General features: G+C 68.5%; 28 protein-coding genes and 1 tRNA gene. 18 read left to right on the top strand and 11 right to left on the bottom strand.

Going from position 1 to position 19827, the window contains the following annotated elements; genetic code table 11:
- Both ABD120_RS39705 and ABD120_RS05800 read right to left on the bottom strand, forming a co-directional pair.
- Positions 1 to 179, bottom strand: a 179-nt coding sequence (locus tag ABD120_RS39705; protein WP_425563936.1) for a DUF6879 family protein, incomplete at its 3' end; no start/stop codon positions are given.
- Positions 166 to 381, bottom strand: coding sequence for a hypothetical protein (locus tag ABD120_RS05800; protein ID WP_343948646.1), 216 nt, complete (start codon positions 379 to 381; stop codon positions 166 to 168). The genes ABD120_RS05800 and ABD120_RS39705, both read right to left, overlap by 14 nt.
- Positions 382 to 697: 316 nt before the next feature.
- On the opposite strand from ABD120_RS05800, the gene ABD120_RS05805 reads away from it, so the two are divergent.
- On the top strand, positions 698 to 1456 hold the full coding sequence (locus tag ABD120_RS05805; protein ID WP_343948647.1) for a DUF4352 domain-containing protein: 759 nt from the start codon (positions 698 to 700) through the stop codon (positions 1454 to 1456).
- Between the two features lie 82 nt (positions 1457 to 1538).
- Positions 1539 to 2132: a hypothetical protein gene (locus ABD120_RS05810; protein ID WP_343948648.1), complete on the top strand. Its 594-nt coding sequence runs from the start codon at positions 1539 to 1541 to the stop codon at positions 2130 to 2132.
- A 56-nt stretch (positions 2133 to 2188) separates the two neighbouring features.
- Here the strand turns inward: ABD120_RS05810 and ABD120_RS05815 are convergent.
- The 7 genes from ABD120_RS05815 to ABD120_RS05835 all read right to left on the bottom strand — a co-directional run bounded on the left by ABD120_RS05815 (position 2189) and on the right by ABD120_RS05835 (position 5364).
- Positions 2189 to 2275 (bottom strand) — tRNA-Ser (locus tag ABD120_RS05815).
- Positions 2276 to 2285: 10 nt separating this feature from the next.
- Positions 2286 to 2723: a tRNA adenosine(34) deaminase TadA gene (gene tadA, locus ABD120_RS05820; RefSeq protein WP_343948896.1), complete on the bottom strand. Its 438-nt coding sequence runs from the start codon at positions 2721 to 2723 to the stop codon at positions 2286 to 2288.
- Between the two features lie 17 nt (positions 2724 to 2740).
- Positions 2741 to 3214, bottom strand: coding sequence for a tRNA adenosine deaminase-associated protein (locus tag ABD120_RS05825; protein ID WP_343948649.1), 474 nt, complete (start codon positions 3212 to 3214; stop codon positions 2741 to 2743).
- A gap of 17 nt (positions 3215 to 3231) precedes the next feature.
- Positions 3232 to 3747: a tRNA adenosine deaminase-associated protein gene (locus tag ABD120_RS05830; protein WP_343948650.1), complete on the bottom strand. Its 516-nt coding sequence runs from the start codon at positions 3745 to 3747 to the stop codon at positions 3232 to 3234.
- Positions 3748 to 4573: 826 nt separating this feature from the next.
- Positions 4574 to 4813 carry a helix-turn-helix domain-containing protein gene (locus ABD120_RS39710; protein WP_425563937.1) on the bottom strand — a complete coding sequence of 80 codons (240 nt, stop codon included), beginning with the start codon at positions 4811 to 4813 and terminating at the stop codon, positions 4574 to 4576.
- A gap of 65 nt (positions 4814 to 4878) precedes the next feature.
- Positions 4879 to 5049, bottom strand: coding sequence for a DUF6879 family protein (locus tag ABD120_RS39715; protein WP_425563938.1), 171 nt, complete (start codon positions 5047 to 5049; stop codon positions 4879 to 4881).
- The gene (locus tag ABD120_RS05835; RefSeq protein WP_343948651.1) at positions 5050 to 5364 is read right to left on the bottom strand and encodes a hypothetical protein; all 315 of its coding nucleotides are present in this window, start codon (positions 5362 to 5364) and stop codon (positions 5050 to 5052) included.
- Between the two features lie 402 nt (positions 5365 to 5766).
- Between ABD120_RS05835 and upp the strand changes: the two genes are divergently transcribed.
- From upp to ABD120_RS05870, 7 genes are all read left to right on the top strand, one after another.
- Positions 5767 to 6405, top strand: coding sequence for a uracil phosphoribosyltransferase (gene upp / locus ABD120_RS05840; protein WP_343948652.1), 639 nt, complete (start codon positions 5767 to 5769; stop codon positions 6403 to 6405).
- A 110-nt stretch (positions 6406 to 6515) separates the two neighbouring features.
- Positions 6516 to 6740, top strand: coding sequence for a hypothetical protein (locus ABD120_RS05845; RefSeq protein WP_343948653.1), 225 nt, complete (start codon positions 6516 to 6518; stop codon positions 6738 to 6740).
- A gap of 81 nt (positions 6741 to 6821) precedes the next feature.
- Positions 6822 to 6998, top strand: a complete 177-nt coding sequence (locus ABD120_RS05850) for a hypothetical protein (protein WP_343948654.1) — start codon at positions 6822 to 6824, stop codon at positions 6996 to 6998.
- A complete protein-coding gene (locus tag ABD120_RS05855; protein WP_343948655.1) occupies positions 6995 to 7525 on the top strand; it encodes a PH domain-containing protein in 531 nt (176 codons plus the stop codon). Before ABD120_RS05850 ends, ABD120_RS05855 begins: the two co-directional genes overlap by 4 nt.
- Positions 7526 to 7621: 96 nt before the next feature.
- On the top strand, positions 7622 to 8959 hold the full coding sequence (locus ABD120_RS05860) for a helix-turn-helix domain-containing protein (RefSeq protein WP_343948656.1): 1338 nt from the start codon (positions 7622 to 7624) through the stop codon (positions 8957 to 8959).
- A gap of 162 nt (positions 8960 to 9121) precedes the next feature.
- Positions 9122 to 9796 (top strand): FadR/GntR family transcriptional regulator, encoded by a 675-nt coding sequence (locus tag ABD120_RS05865; protein WP_343948657.1) that lies wholly within the window; start codon positions 9122 to 9124, stop codon positions 9794 to 9796.
- A 169-nt stretch (positions 9797 to 9965) separates the two neighbouring features.
- Complete coding sequence (locus ABD120_RS05870) at positions 9966 to 10448, top strand: MarR family winged helix-turn-helix transcriptional regulator (RefSeq protein ID WP_343948658.1); 483 nt, start codon at positions 9966 to 9968, stop codon at positions 10446 to 10448.
- Here the strand turns inward: ABD120_RS05870 and ABD120_RS05875 are convergent.
- Entirely contained in the window at positions 10403 to 10675 is a 273-nt protein-coding gene (locus tag ABD120_RS05875; protein WP_343948659.1) for a hypothetical protein, read from the bottom strand. The two genes, ABD120_RS05870 and ABD120_RS05875, sit on opposite strands and share 46 nt — an antisense overlap.
- A gap of 25 nt (positions 10676 to 10700) precedes the next feature.
- A complete protein-coding gene (locus ABD120_RS05880; RefSeq protein WP_343948660.1) occupies positions 10701 to 11087 on the bottom strand; it encodes a hypothetical protein in 387 nt (128 codons plus the stop codon).
- A 223-nt stretch (positions 11088 to 11310) separates the two neighbouring features.
- On the opposite strand from ABD120_RS05880, the gene ABD120_RS05885 reads away from it, so the two are divergent.
- From ABD120_RS05885 to ABD120_RS05925, 9 genes are all read left to right on the top strand, one after another.
- Entirely contained in the window at positions 11311 to 11934 is a 624-nt protein-coding gene (locus tag ABD120_RS05885) for a helix-turn-helix transcriptional regulator (protein ID WP_343948661.1), read from the top strand.
- Positions 11931 to 12485 (top strand): Pvc16 family protein, encoded by a 555-nt coding sequence (locus ABD120_RS05890; RefSeq protein ID WP_343948662.1) that lies wholly within the window; start codon positions 11931 to 11933, stop codon positions 12483 to 12485. The genes ABD120_RS05885 and ABD120_RS05890 overlap by 4 nt, the downstream gene beginning before the upstream one ends.
- Positions 12482 to 14197 carry a zinc-ribbon domain-containing protein gene (locus ABD120_RS05895; protein ID WP_343948663.1) on the top strand — a complete coding sequence of 572 codons (1716 nt, stop codon included), beginning with the start codon at positions 12482 to 12484 and terminating at the stop codon, positions 14195 to 14197. Before ABD120_RS05890 ends, ABD120_RS05895 begins: the two co-directional genes overlap by 4 nt.
- A 468-nt stretch (positions 14198 to 14665) precedes the next feature.
- Positions 14666 to 15064 (top strand): fasciclin domain-containing protein, encoded by a 399-nt coding sequence (locus tag ABD120_RS05900; RefSeq protein ID WP_343948664.1) that lies wholly within the window; start codon positions 14666 to 14668, stop codon positions 15062 to 15064.
- 127 nt (positions 15065 to 15191) lie between these two features.
- Positions 15192 to 16709, top strand: coding sequence for a phage tail sheath family protein (locus tag ABD120_RS05905; RefSeq protein ID WP_343948665.1), 1518 nt, complete (start codon positions 15192 to 15194; stop codon positions 16707 to 16709).
- 15 nt (positions 16710 to 16724) lie between these two features.
- Positions 16725 to 17168 (top strand): phage tail protein, encoded by a 444-nt coding sequence (locus tag ABD120_RS05910; protein ID WP_343948666.1) that lies wholly within the window; start codon positions 16725 to 16727, stop codon positions 17166 to 17168.
- A gap of 2 nt (positions 17169 to 17170) precedes the next feature.
- Complete coding sequence (locus tag ABD120_RS05915) at positions 17171 to 17575, top strand: hypothetical protein (RefSeq protein WP_343948667.1); 405 nt, start codon at positions 17171 to 17173, stop codon at positions 17573 to 17575.
- Positions 17572 to 17724 (top strand): DUF6760 family protein, encoded by a 153-nt coding sequence (locus tag ABD120_RS05920; RefSeq protein ID WP_343948668.1) that lies wholly within the window; start codon positions 17572 to 17574, stop codon positions 17722 to 17724. Before ABD120_RS05915 ends, ABD120_RS05920 begins: the two co-directional genes overlap by 4 nt.
- A 1796-nt stretch (positions 17725 to 19520) precedes the next feature.
- Positions 19521 to 19823, top strand: a complete 303-nt coding sequence (locus ABD120_RS05925) for a hypothetical protein (RefSeq protein ID WP_343948669.1) — start codon at positions 19521 to 19523, stop codon at positions 19821 to 19823.
- Positions 19824 to 19827 lie beyond the last annotated feature (4 nt).

Below are 19827 nucleotides of genomic sequence, written 5' to 3' on the forward strand. Positions count from 1 at the left end.
AGCTGATCGAACCAAGGGCCGCCACGGGCCCAACTCGGCTCCGACTCACCGGCCAGATAGGCGGCGACATTGCCCTGGTCAGAGTCCACCGTGTACTGGGGCAGGACCTCCAGCCTGAACGCGGTCCGGGTGAAATGGTCCTCGATCCAGGCGTCCATACCCGCTTCATCGAGCAGCATCGGCAAAGGCTCCGCGCATCTCCTCTAGAAGCGCCATCGGTACCTCCACACAGGTCTCCCCTTCGGGGATGTCCATCTGCGAGAGAGCCTCGGGATCGACGACCACGTACCCCTGAACGATGACCGTGCCACGATCAGTGGTGAAGAGAGTCGGGCACGTGTTGTTGGTCGGGGATGTCGAACGCACGAACTGGAGCTTCATTGCACCTCCGATGGAGAACGAGCAACACCAAGAAAGATTCCTCATGACGTGGAATACGTCAAGACCAGCGTGACAAGCGCGCACCCGCCATAGACCGTGGCGAGGGCACACAGACCCCTCGTCCCTTACGCCACGGCCCCCAAGAGATAGGCGACCGCCTTCTTCTTCGGTTTGCCGCTGGCCATCACGGCGTCCACAACGCACCTGGTCGAGCCCTTGAGGGACGGGGAGAATCCGCGTGATCTTCGTGTGAACCCACCTGGCGCGTCAGACGTCTCACCAGCGCTTGGGACCACAACTTGATCAGGGAGATGCCGTGTCGTATCAGCAGCCGTCTCATGGCCAGCAGCCGTATGGCCCCGGGCCCGGCTACGGGGCGCCGACACCACCACGTCAGCGCAACAACCTGACGCTGATCCTCGTGCTGGCGATCGGATTACCCCTGCTGCTGTTGGGGGGATGCGCGACGTTGCTGATCAGCGTCGGCAACAGTACCGACGGCCAGGAGCGGGACTCGCTGACCACTCAGGCCAACCCGACCAACGACGATCCGGCCGCCCAGGCGCAACCGTCCGATGGACCGGCGGCGGACCAGCCGGTGCAGTCCACGACACCGGTCACGAGCGCGCCACCTGCCGTGGAGCAGCAGGGCTCCAAGCCGGCCAAGGTGGGTGAGTCGATCACCTTGCAGGGCACTGATCCAGGGCTGAAGGTGACGGTGACGCTCATTCAGGTCTTTTCCCCAGCCACACCGTCCAGCGACTTCCTCAAGCCCAAGAGCGGGTTCCGGTACGTGGCCGTGCAGGTGACTCTGGCCAACCAGGGGCAGGCGGTCTACAACGGCGCCCCGGGTAGCGGCGCCTACCTCATCGACACCGAGGGGCAGCAGTACCGGGATACTTACGGCGAGGTCCGTGAGGGGCCGGGGTTTCCCGGCCTGGTGACGATGAACGCCGGAGACAACCGGAAGGGCGTGATCGTCTTTGAGATCCCCGAGTCCGCGCGTCCGGCGAAGTTCCAGTTCGGGTTGAACAGCGGGTTCGCTTCGCAGACGGGCGGATGGACGCTCGGTTGATGATCTAGATGGAGATCCAGCGGATCTCGCCGCGATAGCGTGATGCGTCCGATCGGCAGGATCCGTGAGGACGGTGATGGGCGTGGACGTGGCGCGTTCGCGACGGTTGATGTTGCGGCCATCACGAGGCTGGCGTGACATCGATCCGGTGGAGGGGCTTGCGAAAGCGTGGGGCTGGCCGCAGCGTGCGGTGACCGTTTCTGCTCCGGACTCGTTCGAGGAGCCTCTGCACGTTTCGTGGTGGGCCGACGACGTGCCGATGGCGCTGCACTACTACGAGGACTTCGACGTCCGGTTCTCCTATCTGACCATCACCGGGGTGGATGCCGGGGGGGTGGCTGATGCGTTCGGGAGGGCCGAGGCGTGTTTGGGCGCCTGGTCGCTGGACGAACTCCTTGCCGAGGTGCGTGGTGCCTCCGATCCCCAGGATCGAGCGACGGCGGTGGAGCGGGCAGGTTTTGGATCGCCGCCGGAGTTCGATGAGCGTTTCTTCGTTGTGATCGAGGATGCCCTGCGACATCACGACGGGCGCGTGCGCGAGGGCGGGATATGGGCGGTCACGATGGCGTTGTACCCGCAGTTCCAGCCGCTGCTGAAGACGATCGCCGAAACCGACGAGGTGGAGGCGCTGCGAGAGATGGCCGCAGCGCTTGCCCGCAGTATCGCTGGCCCATGATCTTGAAAGCAAAGGGCCTCTGACTCGTTTATGCAGGTCAGAGGCCCTTTTAACGGCGGTGGTGGTGGGATTTGAACCCACGGATGAGTTGCCCCATCACACGCTTTCGAGGCGTGCGCCCTCGGCCACTAGGCGACACCACCGCCGACGAGTTTACCGGATCCGACGGGTGGCGAAGAACGCTTTTAGTACCGAAGAGCACTCCTCGGCCAGCACCCCCATGACCACCTCGGGTCGATGGTTGAGGCGGCGGTCGCGGACGACGTCCCACAGAGAGCCCACCGCCCCGCCCTTCTCGTCGACGGCCCCGTACACGATCCGTTCCACCCGCGACAGCACCAGTGCCCCGGCGCACATCGTGCACGGCTCCAGCGTCACGACGAGGGTGCAGCCGCTCAGCCGCCAGGTGCCCAGCGCGGCGGCCCCCCGCCGTACCGCGAGAATCTCGGCGTGGGCCGTGGGGTCGGCGGTGGATTCGCGGTCGTTGCCGGCCCGCGCCAGGATCTCACCGGACGGCGACAGCAGGACGGCCCCCACGGGGACCTCCCCCCGGGCACCGGCGAGGCGGGCCTCCTCCAGCGCCAGCCGCATCGCGGGCTCGTACGGGGTCACCGCAGCCGGTCGAGTTCGTCGGCGAAGGTGAGCCGCTCGGCGATGACGGACAGGATGTCGGCGGGGTGCACGCCCTCCTCCATGCTGAGCTCCAGGAGTTCCTCGGCGGAGACGCCGAGGTCGGACAGCAGCTCGAAGTCACCGGACGGCTTCACGCCGAGCCCGCTGGGCGGCTCGGTCTCGGGGGCGACCCCGGCGAACTCGGCGAACAGCTCGCCCAGGGTGTCGTTGAGCCCCGCGTGGGCGTCGGACAGGAACACGCGCGGCTCCTCGGAGCCCGTGTAGCGGGCGATGGCGAACCACTCGTCCTCGACCTCCACGCACAGCAGCGCGAGTTCGTCGCCGTCAAGACCGAGACTCTCGTGTACGGCGTCGCCGAGGTCGTCCACGATCTCGGCGGAGCTGAGATCGACCTCCGCCCCGCTCCATCCGTTGCCGGTTCTGACGAATGCCGCTGAGAAGGTGGCCATGTCCGAGCTCCCGGGGGTCAGCCGAAAACCGATTCGATCGCTCGCTCGAACGGCTCGGAGAAGCCGAGGCGTGCGGCGACGCTGGAGAGCACGTCCTCCGGAAGCAGGTCGATGTCGCCGGACAGGATGCCCAGTTCCATCTCGTCGAGCCCCAGGTCGGCGAAGATCGACAGGTCTCCGGCAGGCAGGACGGTGTCCTCGTCCTGAAGGATGTCGTCGAGTTCGTCCTCGTCGGGCACGGGTACGTCGAGGTATTCGAGCACCTGCCTGGCCAGGGGGAAGTCCCAGGAAGCGGTGATGTCGGACAGAAAGACGTCGACCCGGTCCCCGAAAACGCGCAGCGCCACGAAGAACTCATCCCCAACGGCGACGAGGCCAATCGTGCCGCTTTCGCTGGGTTGCTGACGCAGGGCGTGGATGAGGCCACGGAAGTCGGAGGTGAGGGCGACGGGGAGGAGTTCGGCGTCCCAGCAGTCGTCCTCACGGTAGATCACGATGGCGAAGTCAAGAGCGTCGTCGTCTGCCATCGTCATTCCCACCCGATCCCTGACCTGACAGCCACTAGGGCCCCCATCGTTCCAGACCTGCTTACCCGGCGTGGGCCGCTCCGACCAAATTGTGATCAAAAGCAGTTCCACATCGTACCGGTACGTTCCACACAAGATAGCTTTGCCCCTTATGCCCTTTGGGGCTGGCCGACGACGCACACCGGGGTCCACCGTGGCGGGCCCGTCGCTCCTGGCCCGGTCTCGGAGGAGGTCCTCGGCCAACGACCCGGCGATCCGAGCCCTCTGGACGCTTCGCGCTCGGCGACTCCGCGTGCGCGCATCCACCTGGGCGCCAGTTCTCCGGTGGCCGTTCACCCGGAGGACAGCAACAGGCGCGGGAAGCCCGCGAGTGCGTCTCGCAGGGCGTTCCGCGCCACCGAGACGTCAGCGGGGTCATGTGGTTGTGTTCGACGGCTTGTCGCATGGATGGGGAGCGCGGGCGGGCTCCGCGCCCTGTCCCTGATCGCGGATGTCCCTCCGGGCTTTCGCCAGGGAGGGCGCGGCGGCGCGGGTGCGGGCCACTGGTTTGTGACGTCTGGCAAGCCACGGCCCACGCCCTGTCGCGCTGATCCGGATAACCCACCCGTCCGATTTCCTTTCCCTCCCGAGTACGATCACGCTCCGACGGTAAGCGCTGGATTCCGATTCCCCTACGGGGTTTCTCGTCCTCTCAACATTTCGTGCCGAATGGACGAGACGAGGGTGCGCATCGCGTCGTCGTACAGCGCTACGGATTCAAGTAGCCGAAACTTGTCCGCGTAGATACGGATGTCCTGCGGATCTCGCGTGCTGACTTCGCAATGTGGAAGTTCTACGAGCGCCAGCCGCATGTCGGAAAACGGCGAAAGAAGAGGAGGGACAAGCGCCGGTGGAGTCGCCAGGCCGTCACCTCGGTCATCGCCGCCCGAGCCGCTTGCGTAAACCTGGTCTTGACCTCTTCTGAGACCTGTAGGGCGGACAGGATACGCTCAACGTCCAGTGGGCTTGGCGCGAGGTGACCTCGCTCGATCTTGCTCAACTTGCTCGCGGACATGGCCGCGCCGCGGGCCACGGTGTTGGCCTGTCGGCCACTTGCCTCGCGTAGTTCCCGCAGCGCGGTGCCGAGATTTCCGGTGATCAAGTTTCGCCGTGACGCTTCCAGAACTCAGAGAACGGCTCAGACCGCCTCATGGCCGTCTCGCGGTAGGAGATGTATTCGGAGGTTCTGTCATTCGGGAGTCTTTCGGCTCCCATGAAACGACCCTCCGGGTCGTACCGCATGGCGACGACGGTAGTGTCGTCGAACAGCTAGAAATCCGGCACTCCGGCAAGCTGATTCTCGCTGCCGGCGACATCCACGACGACGATATGTTCGCCGACCGCCTGGTTTAGATGGTAACCCCACGCCATTTCGTAGGGGATATCTGCATCGATGGCCTTCCTGAGCAGCGCGCGAGGAACGATTACCGCCGTTTCTCCTTCGGGCAGGCCGAGGTGCACCGGCGCATCGGGGTCTGAAACGACGTGACCTCTGACGCCACAGTGGTCCGGGTCCGCGTCGATGTCGTAGACAGCCGGGCAGGTCCCGCCCTCACATGTTCCCGCGATCTCTCTCAGTCGCATTCGCCGTCCTTTCCTCGTCATCCTCATGCTTGGGGGGTGATCGCGTGGGGTCAAGTGATCGGAGTTGAGGGAACGGGAAACCGCCCGGGGGCGCGACCGAGGCAATGGGGGCGCAGGCCGGTGACCCGTACCGACGGGGGAGCGTGGAGCGAAGATCGTGGCGCCTGTCCCCCTCTCGCGAGGTTGGCTCGACGTGACGCCTGCCCGGCAGCGAGCCGTCGGTGTGTGAGGCGAGGGAGCGCGGGAACGACCAGTCACGGGTCGCGGCTTCCCGACGCCGCCCGGTGCCACCCGCGAGCGTCCACAATGGAGCGGGTCTCAGGCGAGGGATGTGAACCGAGCTCTGAATTCCTGGCCTAGATTACGTACGCTTTGTCCGATTCGCTGCATGTGGAGAACGTCATGGAAACCCTCGTCGTCGATCATCCCCTGGTGGCCCACAAGCTGACCACGCTGCGGGACGTCCGGACCGACTCCCCGACGTTCCGCAGGCTCGCCGACGAACTCGTGACCCTGCTCGCCTACGAGGCCACGCGGGACGTGCGGGTGGTCGACGTCACCGTCGAGACGCCGGTGGCCGAGGCCAAGGGCGTACGGCTGGCCCGGCCGTACCCGCTGGTGGTGCCGATCCTGCGGGCCGGGCTCGGCATGCTGGAGGGCATGACGCGGCTGCTGCCCACGGCGGAGGTCGGCTTCCTCGGCATGATCCGCAACGAGTCGACGCTGCAGGCGGAGACGTACGCGACGCGGCTGCCCGACGACCTGTCCGGACGGCAGTGCTACGTCGTGGACCCGATGCTGGCCACGGGCGGCACGCTGGCGGCGGCGATCCAGTTCCTCTTCGACCGGGGCGCGCAGGACGTGACGGCGCTGTGCCTGCTGGCGGCGCCGGAGGGCCTGGCCTACATGGACCGGGCGTTCGCGGGTTCCGGCAAGCCGATCCGGGTGGTCACGGCCGCGCTGGACGAGCGGCTGAACGAGAACGGCTACATCGTCCCCGGCCTCGGTGACGCGGGAGACCGCCTCTACGGCGTGGTCTGAGAACTCTTTCCTTCTCCCTGACACCCTCCTTCGTTACATACTGTACTCGCACGGGTACAAGGAGTAAGGAAGCCGTCCCATTTTCCGGGATGCGGGCGTGAGGGAGCACGATGGACACTCGCAAGGAAGCTGATCCGAGTCCGTACGCGGAGGTCGAGACGGCGCTGCGCGATGAGTTCGCCGGCATCCACTCCGCGACCACCGTCACACGCTGCGTCGAGGCTGCGCACTACGGTGCGCTGGAGGTGACCGGCTACGCCCATCCGGGGCTGGTCGAGCGGATAGCCCGCAAGCATCTTCACGTCCTCGCGCTCGTGGCCAGCGAGCGCGGCTAACAAGATCCAAAACTAACCGGCGAAGTTACGCTTTACCCCGGGGACGTAGTGGGTAACGTATACGGCGGGTGTAGTGGGTATGTGGGTTCGGAGGCGACAGTGCAGGTCAAAAAGGTCCTCACCTACGGTGGTATCGCGTTCGTCGCGTACTACCTGTTCGCACGACCATCTGACGCGGCCAGCGCCGTCAGAGGGGCTTTCAACACCGTGTTCAACGCGGCCGACTCGCTGGCACAGTTCGTGAACAATCTCGCATGAGGCTGGTGACCCACGGGGACTCTGCTCCGTCGTCGGTCAACCGCTACCTACTCCCCCAAGAACATCAGGTCATCATGGTGCGGCGGCATCCCGCCGTACTGCTTCGCCCGGTCGCCGAGGTCGTCGGCGGCCTGATCATCGCCGGGCTGCTCAGCACGTTCTTCGGCAACCAGGGTGGCGGCACGACTCTCGTCGTCGTGTGGTGGCTCTGGTTGCTGCTTCTGATCCGCTTCGTCTGGAAGGTCGCCGAGTGGTCGGTCGACTACTTCGTGGTGACCTCCAAGCGGATGCTGCTGACCACCGGGCTGATCACGCGCAAGGTCGCCATGATGCCGCTGGGCAAGGTGACCGACATGAGCTTCCAGCGATCTCTCATGGGACGCATGCTCGGTTACGGTGAGTTCATCCTGGAGTCGGCCGGCCAGGACCAGGCTCTGTCCACGGTCGAGTACATTCCGTATCCGGAGACCCTGTATCTGGAGGTCTGCTCGATGCTTTTCCCCGGCAAGGACGACGGGGACGATTAATCTCCCGGTAGCAAATTCTTCGGGCGGGGATACCCGATTCGGCGGCATCATGCAATCATTGCGTGTTGTTGACCCTTCCCCGCCTTGAGAGATGAGATGCCGAGTCAGGGAACCATCGGTGACCGCGTCCGCGGACTGCGGCTGAACAGGCGGATGTCTCAGGCCCAGCTGGCCGGACCCGACCTGTCGGACAGTTATGTCTCACTTATCGAGTCGGGTAAGCGCACCCCGACTCCGGTTGTGGCGCGGCTCCTGGCCGAGAGGCTGGGCTGCACCACCGAATTCCTGCTGCACGGGATCGAGCCCAGGCAGCGCATCGACACCGAGCTCGGCCTCCGCCACGCGGAGCTGGAGCTTCGGCACGGCGACCCCGCCTCGGCGGCCGAGCGCTTCACGGAGATCGTGAAGGCGGCCGACGAGGAGAACGCCATGCTCACGGCGCAGGCGCGGTTCGGCCGTGCGCGGGCGCTGGAGGCCCAGGGGCGGCTCGGCCAGGCCGTCGAGGCGTTCGAGCGGCTGCGGCGCGAGGCCGCCGCGCATCCCGAACGGCTCGCCGACCTGCCGCTGACCGTCGCGCTCAGCCGCTGCTACCAGCGGGCGGGCGACCGGCTGCGGGCCCGCGACCTCGCGGCCCACGCGCTCAAGCAGGCGAGCAGGCTCTCCATCGTGCAGGGTGAGCTGGCGATCGACCTGGCGGCGGTGCTGATCGAGACGCAGGGGGAGGGCGACTCGGCGGCACTCACGTACGTCAGGCAGACGCTTGAGGTGAGCGGCGTCCCACAGGTTATGGACCGTTCCGGCGAGGTCCGCGCGCTCTGGCTGGCCAGTACGGCGGCCGCCGGCGGCGAGGACTCCGCGCTGGCGGTCAGGCTCGCCGAGGACGCGATCATGGCAGGTCGGCCCATGCGGGTCGCCTGCCGGCTGGCCACGATCGCGATGCGCTGGGCCAAGCTGGCCTCCTCACCGGTCGAGGAGGCGGACGCGCTCGCGGAGGCGGCGACGCGGGTCTTCGCCGCGCTTCCCGGCATGGGGTCGCGTCACGGTGAGAGCCTCACCGCGCACGCGCACGTCCGTCTCAGGGCGGACGACCTGGTCAAGGCCGGTGAGTACGCGACGCGGGCGCTGGAGGTGCTCGACGGTTCGCCGCTGGCGGCCGAGGCGAGCCTGGTGCTGGCCAAGGTGAAGCTGCGGCTCGGCGCCGACGCGGTCCCCCATCTGGACGGCACCCGCGACCTGCTCGCGGCGCTGCCCAGGCCGGCCTACGGCACCGACCGCCAGGCGGCCCGCGCCTGGCGTGAGCTCGGCGACCTGTACGGCGAGGTCAATGCCCCCGAGCAGCAGACAGTGGCCTACCGGAGGGCCCTGGAGTCCGCCGGTGTACGCTCGGCCATGGCAGGGGTCTCCGTGCACACACGCAGCAGCCACGGGAGCTGACCACCCGCTTTACCCGAGGACCTCAGCCGAATGTCGTGGCTGGGGTCCTTTGGCGTCGGGTATTTTCCGCGCGCCTTAGACTTGCGCCTCTCGTACTGGAATAATTAGGGTCTACCAGTCATTGACTCATAGGATGATTGGTTTCCCCGGAGGAGGCAGACTGTGAGTCTGCGTACGGCGCAGCGAGCTTCGCTCGTAGACCAGGTGATCGATCAGCTCAAGGAGCAGATCACTTCAGGGTCGTGGCCGCTGAACGGCAAGATCCCGACCGAGACCATGCTCGCCGAGCAGTTGGGGGTCGGGCGCAACACCGTACGCGAGGCTGTACGCGCGCTGACGCATGCCGGACTGCTCGACTGCCGTCAGGGTGACGGCACGTACGTGCGGGCGACGAGCGAGCTTTCCGGGGCCATGCTGAGGCGGCTGCGGCAGGCCGAACAGCTGGAGATCCTGGAGGTCAGGCGCGCGTTGGAGGTCGAGGCGGCGCGGCTGGCGGCGACCCGCCGCACTGACGACGACATCCGCGACATCGAGGCCCGTCTGGTCGAGCGCGACCGCGCCTGGGAGGCCGACGACCCGGACGCGTTCGTGGAGGCCGACCTGGCCTTTCACATGGCGGTGGCGCACGCGACGCACAATCTTGTGCTGATCGACCTGTACGAGGACTTCTCGGCCGCGCTGCGGGCGAGCATCACGGCGGTGGGCACGTCGCTGAACAAGAGCTACATCCCGCACGACGCCATCGCCCGCGCCATCGCCGCCGGCGACGCCGCCGCGGCCGAGCGCGCGGGGCACGCGTGCATGGAGCACATTCTCATCGCGCTCACCGACAACTGATCATTTACTTTGGCGCCGAGCGCCGGTTCCCGGCATTCCAAGGGGCGCGCTTACCGGGGCGCCCCTGACATTTTCTTTCAGCGTTTTCCGGCCGAGCGCTATTTTTTTCAGCGACAAGCCCAGCGGTAAGCCCTTTCCACGGAGAGTGACCGAGGCATGATCACGGAACGTGACAGCGCGGAGGGCGGACACCGTGCGTGACCCCGATCTCGGCATGCTGGCCGCCCGTGTGCTGTTCGCCTTCCAGCGGGAGCTGTTCACCGCCCTCGCCGCCCAGGGACACCCCCGGCTGCGGCCGAGGCACGGCGCGGTCCTCGCCTACCTCGACCGCGACGGCACCCGCGCCACCACGCTGGCGGCCCGATCCGGACAGCACAAACAGGTCATCGGCACCCTGGTGGACGAACTCGTGGACCTGGGCTACGTCGAACGCCGCCACGACCCCGGCGACCGCCGGGCCAAGCTCGTCGTCCCGACCGAGTCGGGGCTCGACATGCTGGACAAGTCCGCCGCCGTCATCGCCACGATCGACGGCCGCCACGCCGACCGGGTCGGTGTGGCGGCCTGGGACGCCTTCATGTCCGTCTTCCGGACCATCGCCGACGATCAGGGGCAGGCGCCCGGCCCCCACGTGGCCAGGCCCGGCGGATAGCCGCGCGAAACGAGTACGGCGTTCAGCCGGAGCACGTATTGATTCATGAGGTCCGCGATCTCGTCGGGCCCCGGGGCGCTGACGGTGAGCGTTTTCCACGACCGGCCGTTGAATCGCAGGCACACATCGGCCGTGAAAAGCGTGACCGTGGTGTCCAGGTTCCCGCCTTCCGGCAGGGAATCGGGAACGTCCACATCGGGCAGAGTATCCAGGTCCGGCTCGCTCATATGTTCTTCCTCTGAACGGTGTGAATCACAGGGTGAATACGCGCACGCCGACCACCGTGCCGCTGGAGTCGGTGTTGTGCGTCAGTGAGACGGCGTAGTTGCACTCCTGCACCGGGCTGACGTCGTCGGCGCGCAACGGGAACCCGCTGAACTCCACCCAGCCGACGCTGCTGTCGCCCTCTTCCCAGGTCAGGGCGGCCTCGCCGAGGAAGCGCCCGTTGCCCTCCGGGTCGGAGACGGCGAAGCTGCAGGTGTTGCCGTCGCCTCTGCTGTTGTCCGCGGAGATCTGCACGGTCAGCGGGACGCCGGTGGACAGCGCCACCCCCGTCACGGGAAAGCCGTTGCTGACGTTGAACGAGCTGCCCATCGATCGGGACGTCGTGTCATTGATCGACCGCACTGTCACGTTCATACCGGTTATGACGTTCAATGTGGCCATGTCCCACTCCCTGTGAAATGTGATGCTGTGTGCATAGATTTCCGCTGCCACGAAGAATTAACGATCCTCCGGTAAAGGATTGCTGGCCGAACTCTGGTATTCACGAGGACGATGCATCCGCCCACCGAATGCTGAATATGCGATTTTCGGAGGTATCCGCCTGGCCAGAACGAGCGGGCGCCGAATGGAGATCGGGATGGAGCGTATCCGGGTGGTCGTGCGAGCCCGCGACCCCATCTCGCGTGCCGGGGTGCTGAGCCAGCTCAGACACCGCTCCGAAGTCGAGATCATGGACAGCGAGCCTCCGGAACGCGCGCACGTCGCGCTGGTGGTCACCGACACCGCCTGCCAGGAGACGCTCAGCGACCTGCGGGCGCTGCGCTGCCACGGCGACCTGCGACTGGTCGTCGTCGCCGGGACCGTGGACGAGACCGGCCTGCTCGCCGTCGTGGAGATCGGCGTCTCCGGCGTCCTGCGCCGTGCGGAGGCCAGCCCGGAACGGCTCCTCGAAGTGATCAGGTCGGCCGTCGACGGGGCCGGAGCCCTGCCGCCCGACCTGCTCGGCAAACTGCTCGCCCAGGTCAGCCGGGTGCAGGGCGACCTGCTCGCCCCGCGCGGACTGAACCTCACCGGCCTCGCCGAACGCGAGATCCAGGTGCTGCGTCTCATCGCCGACGGCTACGACACCGCCGAGGTCGCCGCCGCCCTGTCGTACTCGCAGCGTACGGTGAAGACCGTCCTGCACGACATCACCTCGCGGCTGCACCTGCGCAACCGGGCGCACGCGGTCGCCTACGCACTGCGCAACGGGTTGCTGTGAGTACGCCGGACGGGGTGGTCGGCGAGGCCGGCCAGGCGCTGCGCGAGCTGGTCGGCCAGGTGCTGCCCGGTGTCCCGGTCATGCCCGGTCTGCCGCCCGACGAGGGCGACGCGGCCTCGGTGCACGTCTACCTCTACGACGTGCGTGAAGATCTCGGCCGACGGCGGCACGGCGTGCTCAACGAGCTCGACGCCAAGGGGGTCGTGACCGCGCGGCGCCGCCCGCCCCGCTATGTCAGCCTGTCGTACCTGGTCATGGCCTGGGCGCCGGAGCCGGAGGAGGAGTACCGGCTGCTGGGCGCGCTGCTGGGCGGGCTGCTGGCGCGTGAGAGCGTACCGGCCGAGTTGCTGACGGGGTCGCTGGCCGCGCTGGCGCTGCCGGTCGCGCTGGTCTCCGCCGGGCCGCCACGCGAGGACCGGCTGGCCGCCGAGATCGTGCCGCAGCCGTTCGTCAACGTCATGATCAGCGCCCCGATCATGGCCGAGCTGGCGGTGCCGGCGGCACCGCTGGTCAAGGACCCGCTCGACCTGCACGCAGAAGGACTGGGATGAGCATCATCTGCCGGAAGTGCGGCCACGACAACCCGGACGGCACCCGGTTCTGCGTCGAGTGCGGCGAATATCTCGCGTGGGACAGGAGCCCGGAGCCGGAGGAGAGCCGGCAGCCGCAGCCCGAGGAGCCGCGGCCGCCCGAGCAGCACGCCGAGCTCGCCGCCGAGCTGTCCGAGCGGACCGTCACAGCCGCACCCGGCAAGCGGACGGCCACGATGCTCGTCGTCCGCAACAGAGGCACCCGCATCGAACGGGTCGGGATCGAGCTCGACGGGGACGCCTCGGGCTACGCGAGCGTCGAGCCGGACGAACTCGTGATCCAGCCGGGCGAGGCGGCCACGTGCACGATCACCTTCGCCCCGCCGCGCTCGGCGAGCGTCCCGGCGGGTGAGGCGAGGTTCTCCGTCCGGGCCGCGTCCCAGGTCAACCGGGGTGTGTACGCGTTCACCGAGGGCGGCTGCGTCGTCGGCGAGTTCGACGACCTGAGGATCGAGCTGCGGCCCAAGGTCTCCAGAGGCCGGTGGACGACCCGGCACTCGATCGTGCTGACCAGCCAGGGCAACCGGGTGCGCCGGGTACTCCTCAGCGCCACCGCCGACGAGGAGCCGCTGCGCCTCACGCTGCCGGAGGCCAGGCCGCTGGTGGCGCCGGGCCGTACCGTGGTGCCGTTGCGGGTGAGCGCACGGCCCGCCTTCACCGGTGAGGCGCGGGAGATCCCCTTCTCGGTGGCGGGCGGGTTCGAGGGCGGCTCGGAAACCCTGCGCGCCGAGGGGGCCCGGGTGGCGCGGCCGCTGTTCGCGCCCTGGGCGTTGAAGGGCCTGGCGGGACTCGCCGTGCTCTCCCTGGTCTTCGTCGCGGTCCTCGTCGCGGTACGGCGGCCGCCGCCCGTCCCGCCGCCCGGTACGCACGAGGCGTACCTCGCGGGGAGCGGGACGATCAGCGGCGGGTTCGCCGACGTCGCCGTCGCCGGGCTGACGGAGGCCGCGAAGGTCTTCGTCACGCCCGACCTGTCCAGGATCACGTGGGCGAACGCGACGATGGGCCAGCCGCGCACCCGCGACCGGCGCCCGGCGGGGACGCTTGGCGTGACCAACCGGGGCCAGGGGTTCTTCCGGGTGCAGCCGATCGACGGCGGCCAGGTGGACGGGATGGACTTCGGCTATCTCGTGGCCACCCAGCCGAGCGGGACCGTCGAGGGGCTGCAGTACGAGTCGGGTTCCGGCTCGCTTCAGCCGGGAGAGAACCGGGTGGACGTCCCGGCCTCGACGGCCACGAGCGGTTCCGTGGTGCTGCTGACCGTGGAACTGCCCGGCCCCGCTGACACCCCGATCACCGGGCTCAAGGTGGACGCCAAGAACGACGGCGCCTTCACCGTCGCCACGCTCGACCTGACACCGGCGCCGTCGGTCATCGGATTCAGCTGGCTCGTGGTCGACTCCGCTGACCCCGATCGGGCCGGGACGAACACCACCACGGCCGTGACCGAGACCGGCGACCCGGTGCGGATCGACTCGCCGCTCGCCGACGGCTCCAGTGTCGTCCTGCTCACGACGGACGCCGCCCCGCGCGAGCTGGCCGGGGTGGCCATGCCCGGGGTGTGCGTGGGCAGCGAGGGCGACGGCTCGTTCACCGTGGAGTGGTACTCGGACCGGATCACCAGCCTGCCGACGGACTTCGACTACCTGGTCGCGCGGCGGACATGGCGCCCCTGAGGGCAGAGTTGTCCGCCCTTCCGGCTGCCTGACCTGCGCTGGTCGTTCGGCCCCTGCAGATGTCAACCTCCCCTTGACGACTGTTTTCGGGGGGTATGTCACATGAAACGACGTACGAGGCTTTCGTTGGGCTTTCTGGCACTCTGCGCAACAGCGGCCATGACCGCCGCAGCGCCGGCCAACACGCTCCACCTCTCGCCGCCCGCGCCCGAACCCCCGGGCCAGAGTCCGGAGAATCCCCCCGGCCAGATCCCGCCCAAGACCACTCCGCCCCCGCCCACCACGCCCACGCCTCCGCCCTCGCCCTCGCCCTCGCCCTCGCCCTCGCCCTCGCCCAAGACGACGTCCCCGACACCCGGATTCGGCAGGACGCCCACGCCGGGGGTCGCACCTCCGCCTCCGGCGGGTACGCCGAAGGCCACAGGCTGCGGCATCCTGCCGCAATCCGGCGCTGGCAGCCGAAGCACGATGGCCGGGCAGAAGGTCGCCGACGCCATGGCGGGAGTGCCCGAGTTGTCGAGCTTCGTGGGCCTCATCAACAGCGCGAACTACACCGACACCTTCAACAACGCCACCGACGTCACCGTGTTCGCCCCGGTCAACGCGGCGTTCGCCAAGTCCGGGCCGCCGCCCACCGACCAGAACAAGGTCATCGCGCTGCTCGGCTACCACGTCGTACAGGGCCGTAAGACCCCGGCCGACCTGGCCGACGCGACCCTGCCCACCACGCAGACCGGCAGTATCACCACCAAGGCCAGCGGCGACACCATCAAGATCAACGGTACGGCCACCGTCATCTGCGCCAACATCCAGACGGCCAACGCGAACCTCTACCTGATCGACACCGTCCTGACGCCGCCGAGCTGACGGTTACGCCCGAAAGGCCGCCCGACTCCGCCCGGACGGCCGCCCGGCCGTGCTGCCCACACCCGGGCGCAACGGGGACAAGCAGGAGGGGACACCCCACCGCACGCCGTACTGCCCAGGAGGGGCGATGATGCAAGAAAAGCCACAGTCGCCTGGCGTCTACGTCCAGACTGTCGACTCGGGGGCCCGCCCGATCGAGGGTGTGGGCACGTCGGTGGCCGCCTTCATCGGGTTCGCCAGCCAAGGGCCGAGCGAGCCGACGCTGGTGACCAACTGGACCCAGTACACGACCCTGTTCGGCAAGTCCTTCGCCGTCGGGCTGCTCGCGCACGCCGTCTACGGGTTCTTCCTCAACGGTGGCACCTCCTGCTACGTGATCAGAATCGGCGGGGACGGCGCCGCGCCGACCCCCGCGCCACAGGCGGCGATCGGGCCCTTCACCATCGTGGCCAAGCAACTGCCGAGCGGCGACGCCCAGGACATCACCGTGGACGTCACCGAGGCGCCGCCTGTGGAGGGCGATCAGCCGCCAGACGAGCATTTCACGATCACCGTCCGGCAGGGCCAGACCGTGGAGACCTTCGAGTTTCCTCCGAAGTCCGGCAAAGGCACCCTCGCCCAAGTACTCAAGCCGTCGAAGCTGGTCACAGTGCAACAGACCGGCGCCGAGCTGGCCAAACTGCAACCGCAGAGCGTCACACTGAAGACACCGCCCGCGCCACCGGCCGTGCCCGCCACCATGACCCCCGACGTCTACCTCGGCGACGAGGGGCAACGTACCGGCCTGAGGGGGCTCGCGGCGATCGACGACATCAACATGATCGCGATACCGGACCTCATGCACGCCCACGAGCAGGGCGCCCTCGACGACTTCGGCGTCCAGACGGTGCAGAAAGAGCTGGCCGCGCACTGCCAGAACATGCAGGACAGGATGGCGATCCTCGACGTACCGCCGGGGCTCAACGCGCAGGAGGTTCTCGGGTGGTACGGCCAGCTCAGCCTGGACAGCTCCTTTTCCACGCTCTACCACCCGTGGATCAACGTCTTCGACCCCGACACCAAAGGCAGCAGGCGGGTCCCGCCGAGCGGCCACATCGCGGGCATCTGGGCGCGTAGCGACGCCACCCGGGGCGTGGTCAAGGCACCGGCCAACGAGGTCGTCATGGGCGCCGTCTCCCTGGAGTCGCAGTTGACCATCGGTGAGCAGGACCAGCTCAACCCGATCGGCGTCAACTGCATCCGGTTGCTGCCCGGCCGGGGCATCCGCGTGTGGGGAGCACGCACGCTCAGCAACGACACGCAGTGGCAGTACCTGAACGTCAGACGCCTGATGAACTACCTCCGCGAGTCGATCTTGAACGGCACCCAATGGGTGGTCTTCGAGCCCAACGACGACGCGCTGTGGGCCAGGATCAGGCGTACCGTCTCGGCCTTCCTCATCATGGAGTGGCGCAAGGGCTCGTTGTTCGGCCTCACGCCCGACGAGGCGTTCTTCGTCAAGTGCGACCGTGAGACCAACCCTGCGGAGAGCATCGCGGACGGCATGGTCATCTGCGAGATCGGTGTCGCGCCGGTCAAACCGGCCGAGTTCGTCATGTTCACGCTCGCCCAGATGGCGAGCGGCGTCAGCCTCGTCACCGACTAGCAGGGGGATCGCACGATGGCCCTTCCCGATCTCGACAGCGCGGTCGCCCACTCCTTCGGCCTGGAGGTGGACGGCATCGTCATCAAGCAGATCACCGAGGTGTCCGGGCTCAGGATGGAGCAGGACGTCATCGAGCTGCGCCAGAACACCTCCGACGGCAAGTACGTCGTCAAGAAGCTGCCCGGCCGCCCCAAGGCCGGGGAGGTCACCCTGGTGCGCGGCCTCACCGCCGACAACAGCTTCGAGCAATGGATCAAGAACGCGCGGTTCGGGAAGATGACCGACGCCAGGAAGGGCGGCGCCATCATCGTCTACGACTTCGAGAACAACCCGATCAAGCGCTACAAGCTCCTCAACGCCTGGCCGAAGAGCCTGGAGATCAGCTCCATGAAGGCGGGCGACACGAACGTGCTCACCGAGACCCTCACCATCACGTACGAGCAGATGGAGGTCGAGTGAGCATGCGGCACTCGACCGCGGTCACGCAGGAGACGCCGCTGCGCACCGAGTTCCCCTTCCGGCTGCCGCGCGGCTACCTCGACGAGTCCGGCACCCTGCACCGCGACGGCGTCATGCGCCTGGCCACCGCCCGGGACGAGCTCGTCCCGCTGCGCGACGACCGGGTGCGGGAGAACGCCGCGTACCTCACCGTCGTCCTGCTCGGGCGGGTGATCACCCGGCTCGGCGGGGTCTCGGACGTCCACGCCGGGGTCATCGAGAACCTCTTCGCCGCCGACCTGGCCTTTCTGCAGGACCTCTACCGGCAGGTCAACAGCGAGGGGCACGCGCGGGCGGGCGTGTCCTGCCCGGGGTGCGGGCACGAGTTCGCCGTCGATCTCTCCGGCAGCCGCCTGGGGGAATCGTGACCCACGCCCCGGACCGGCTCTACGCGGAGATCTCCTACGTCGCCTACCACTTCAAGTGGCCGCTCGACGAGATCCTCGACCTGGAGCACGGTGACCGCAGGCGCTTCGTGGCCGAGATCGCCGCGATGAACACCCACGTCCCGCGATGAGGTGGCCCTGGCGCAGCAGCCCCTCGCCCGCGCCCGTCCCGCTCGCCGAGTGGCGGCGCCTGCCGCCCATCGCCCGCGTCCTACCGCCGCATCCGCTGCTGCTGGCGCGCGTACTGCTGCCGCCCGGGTTGCCGACGTCTGAACTGCTGGCATCTGAGCTGTCCACGGCCGAAATGCCCGGGTCCGGAACGCCCACGTCCGGAACGCCTGCGTCCGGAACGCCTGCGTCCGGGATGCTCGCGTCTTGGCGCGATCCGTCCTTTCTGGCGCCGCTGTCCCACGGGCTCAGCACCGAGGCGCCGTGCGGGCTCGTCCACGACCTCGCCGTAGCTGTTCCGGTTGATCGCGATGCTGAGACCGCCGCCCACGCGACACTCCCCGCCTGGCCGGTACGGCCGCCGGAGTTCCCGGTGACCGCACCCGCCGTCGAACCGCGGCCCGGGAATCCCGACCTCCCGCAGAACGATCTGGACCAAAGTCCTGACCAGCCGCAGGACCGTTCAGCCGGGTTTCCCCACCTCGACCGGGGCGGCCCGCAGCCCCCTGTTCCGCCGTCCACCCTCGGAGCCCCCACCGCCTTCGGAGAGGGATCCCCCGTCCTCGGGCAACGACCTACAGCGCCAGGGCTCAGGGAACGATCGCCTGTTCTCGGCGATCGGCCGCCTGTCGGCGATGGGCGCCCCCTCAGCCTCGGAGAACAACCACCCACGTCCCGGGAACGGGCCTCCGACGAACGGCCATCGGTTCCGGGGGCGCCGGTTCCGGGGAATCGGCCGCCCGGCCCGAAGAGAGGGTCGCCCGGCCAGGAGGGACGGTCGCCGCACGCTGCCTCGGGCCTGCCGTCGTTCGACCACGCCGCCCCGCATACTCGCCCGCCTCTGGGCCAGGACCCAGGGAGATTCGCCTCCCGCCCGCTGAGCGCCGATCAGGGTCCGTCGGTTCTGGGCACGCGTTCGTCCGAACCGGGGGCACACCCATCCCACCTGCCCGGCTCTGGATCGCGCCCGCTTTCTGATCTGCCCGGCCCAGGCGCGGGCCCGCCCGATCCCGGTTCAGGACGACCTGGGTCGGGTTCAGAGCCATTCGTGCCGGGATCAGGCCGGCCCAACTCGGATTCACGGCCACCAGCCCCGGGGGCACGGCCATTTGGCCCCGGTTCGCCGCCGGTCAGCCCCCGTTCGCAGCCCTTCAGCCCGGGTTCACGGCCGCCTGGCTCAGGTTCGCGACCGTCCAACCCAGGTTCGCAGCCGCTCGGGCCCGGGGCAGGGCCGCTCGACCCGGGCTCGCGGCCGCTCGGCCCGGGTTCGCAGCCGCTTGGTCTGGGTGAGCCGATCGGCGCTCAGTCCGACCTGCCACCGGCTCCTTTCACCGGTCTGCGGGACGGCCCGCCCGACCAGGGCAGCATGCCCGGCCAAGGCCGGATGCCCGACCAGGGCAGGATGCCGAGCGAAAGGGGCGCGCCTGATCGGCGCACCACGCGCGGCTGGCCCGACCTGCCGCTTCGTTCCAGCGCCTCCGACCAGGTCGGCCCACCGCCACGGCCGGAAGCCCAGGCCGGCGCGCCGATCGCGGCGGCAGCACCCTCCTTGCCGGGACGGTCGCCGCTGGGGGCGGAGCCTGTGCGATTCGGTGTGGATCGATTCGGTGTGGATCGATTCGGCGCCGTCCGCCCCACTTGCGGCGACCCCGCGCGCGGCCTTCCCGCCGAACCCCGTCCCGTCGGACGCCTCACCACCGAACCACCTGCGGCCGGACCACCTACCGCCGGGCCCCCGCCCGCCGGACCCCTTGCGGCGGTGAATCGTCTCTTCCGACCGGCGCGGCCGGTGTCCCCCGACCTGCCGCATCCGGCGGAGAACGACTCCACGCCCGACGAATCCCCTCGACCCGACCAGCCCACCGCGCCGACCCCCGAGGGGCAGAGTGCGGCTGCAGCCGTACCGAGGACTGTGGAACGGACGCACCGGAGCGAGGAGGAGGGGCGCTGGAGAGTGGACGAGCTGATGGAGGCGATCTACGACCCGCTGCTGCGCAGGTTGAGGGCGGAGCTCCGGCTGGAGCGGGAGCGCCGGGGTCTGCCCGCGCGCGGAAGGTTCTGAGGAG

Source organism: Nonomuraea longicatena, assembly GCF_039525605.1.
Lineage (GTDB): Bacteria > Actinomycetota > Actinomycetes > Streptosporangiales > Streptosporangiaceae > Nonomuraea > Nonomuraea longicatena.

Bases quoted from the DNA above. Each gene is read 5' to 3' on its own strand.
- ABD120_RS05800 (WP_343948646.1), bottom strand. From the start codon at position 381: ATGAAGCTCCAGTTCGTGCGTTCGACATCCCCGACCAACAACACGTGC.
- tadA (WP_343948896.1), bottom strand. From the start codon at position 2,723: ATGCGGCTGGCGCTGGAGGAGGCCCGCCTCGCCGGTGCCCGGGGGGAG.
- ABD120_RS05825 (WP_343948649.1), bottom strand. From the start codon at position 3,214: ATGGCCACCTTCTCAGCGGCATTCGTCAGAACCGGCAACGGATGGAGC.
- ABD120_RS05830 (WP_343948650.1), bottom strand. From the start codon at position 3,747: ATGACGATGGCAGACGACGACGCTCTTGACTTCGCCATCGTGATCTAC.
- ABD120_RS05835 (WP_343948651.1), bottom strand. From the start codon at position 5,364: ATGCGACTGAGAGAGATCGCGGGAACATGTGAGGGCGGGACCTGCCCG.
- upp (WP_343948652.1), top strand. From the start codon at position 5,767: ATGGAAACCCTCGTCGTCGATCATCCCCTGGTGGCCCACAAGCTGACC.
- ABD120_RS05845 (WP_343948653.1), top strand. From the start codon at position 6,516: ATGGACACTCGCAAGGAAGCTGATCCGAGTCCGTACGCGGAGGTCGAG.
- ABD120_RS05855 (WP_343948655.1), top strand. From the start codon at position 6,995: ATGAGGCTGGTGACCCACGGGGACTCTGCTCCGTCGTCGGTCAACCGC.
- ABD120_RS05860 (WP_343948656.1), top strand. From the start codon at position 7,622: ATGCCGAGTCAGGGAACCATCGGTGACCGCGTCCGCGGACTGCGGCTG.
- ABD120_RS05875 (WP_343948659.1), bottom strand. From the start codon at position 10,675: ATGAGCGAGCCGGACCTGGATACTCTGCCCGATGTGGACGTTCCCGAT.
- ABD120_RS05880 (WP_343948660.1), bottom strand. From the start codon at position 11,087: ATGAACGTGACAGTGCGGTCGATCAATGACACGACGTCCCGATCGATG.
- ABD120_RS05885 (WP_343948661.1), top strand. From the start codon at position 11,311: ATGGAGCGTATCCGGGTGGTCGTGCGAGCCCGCGACCCCATCTCGCGT.
- ABD120_RS05895 (WP_343948663.1), top strand. From the start codon at position 12,482: ATGAGCATCATCTGCCGGAAGTGCGGCCACGACAACCCGGACGGCACC.
- ABD120_RS05900 (WP_343948664.1), top strand. From the start codon at position 14,666: ATGGCCGGGCAGAAGGTCGCCGACGCCATGGCGGGAGTGCCCGAGTTG.
- ABD120_RS05905 (WP_343948665.1), top strand. From the start codon at position 15,192: ATGATGCAAGAAAAGCCACAGTCGCCTGGCGTCTACGTCCAGACTGTC.
- ABD120_RS05910 (WP_343948666.1), top strand. From the start codon at position 16,725: ATGGCCCTTCCCGATCTCGACAGCGCGGTCGCCCACTCCTTCGGCCTG.
- ABD120_RS05915 (WP_343948667.1), top strand. From the start codon at position 17,171: ATGCGGCACTCGACCGCGGTCACGCAGGAGACGCCGCTGCGCACCGAG.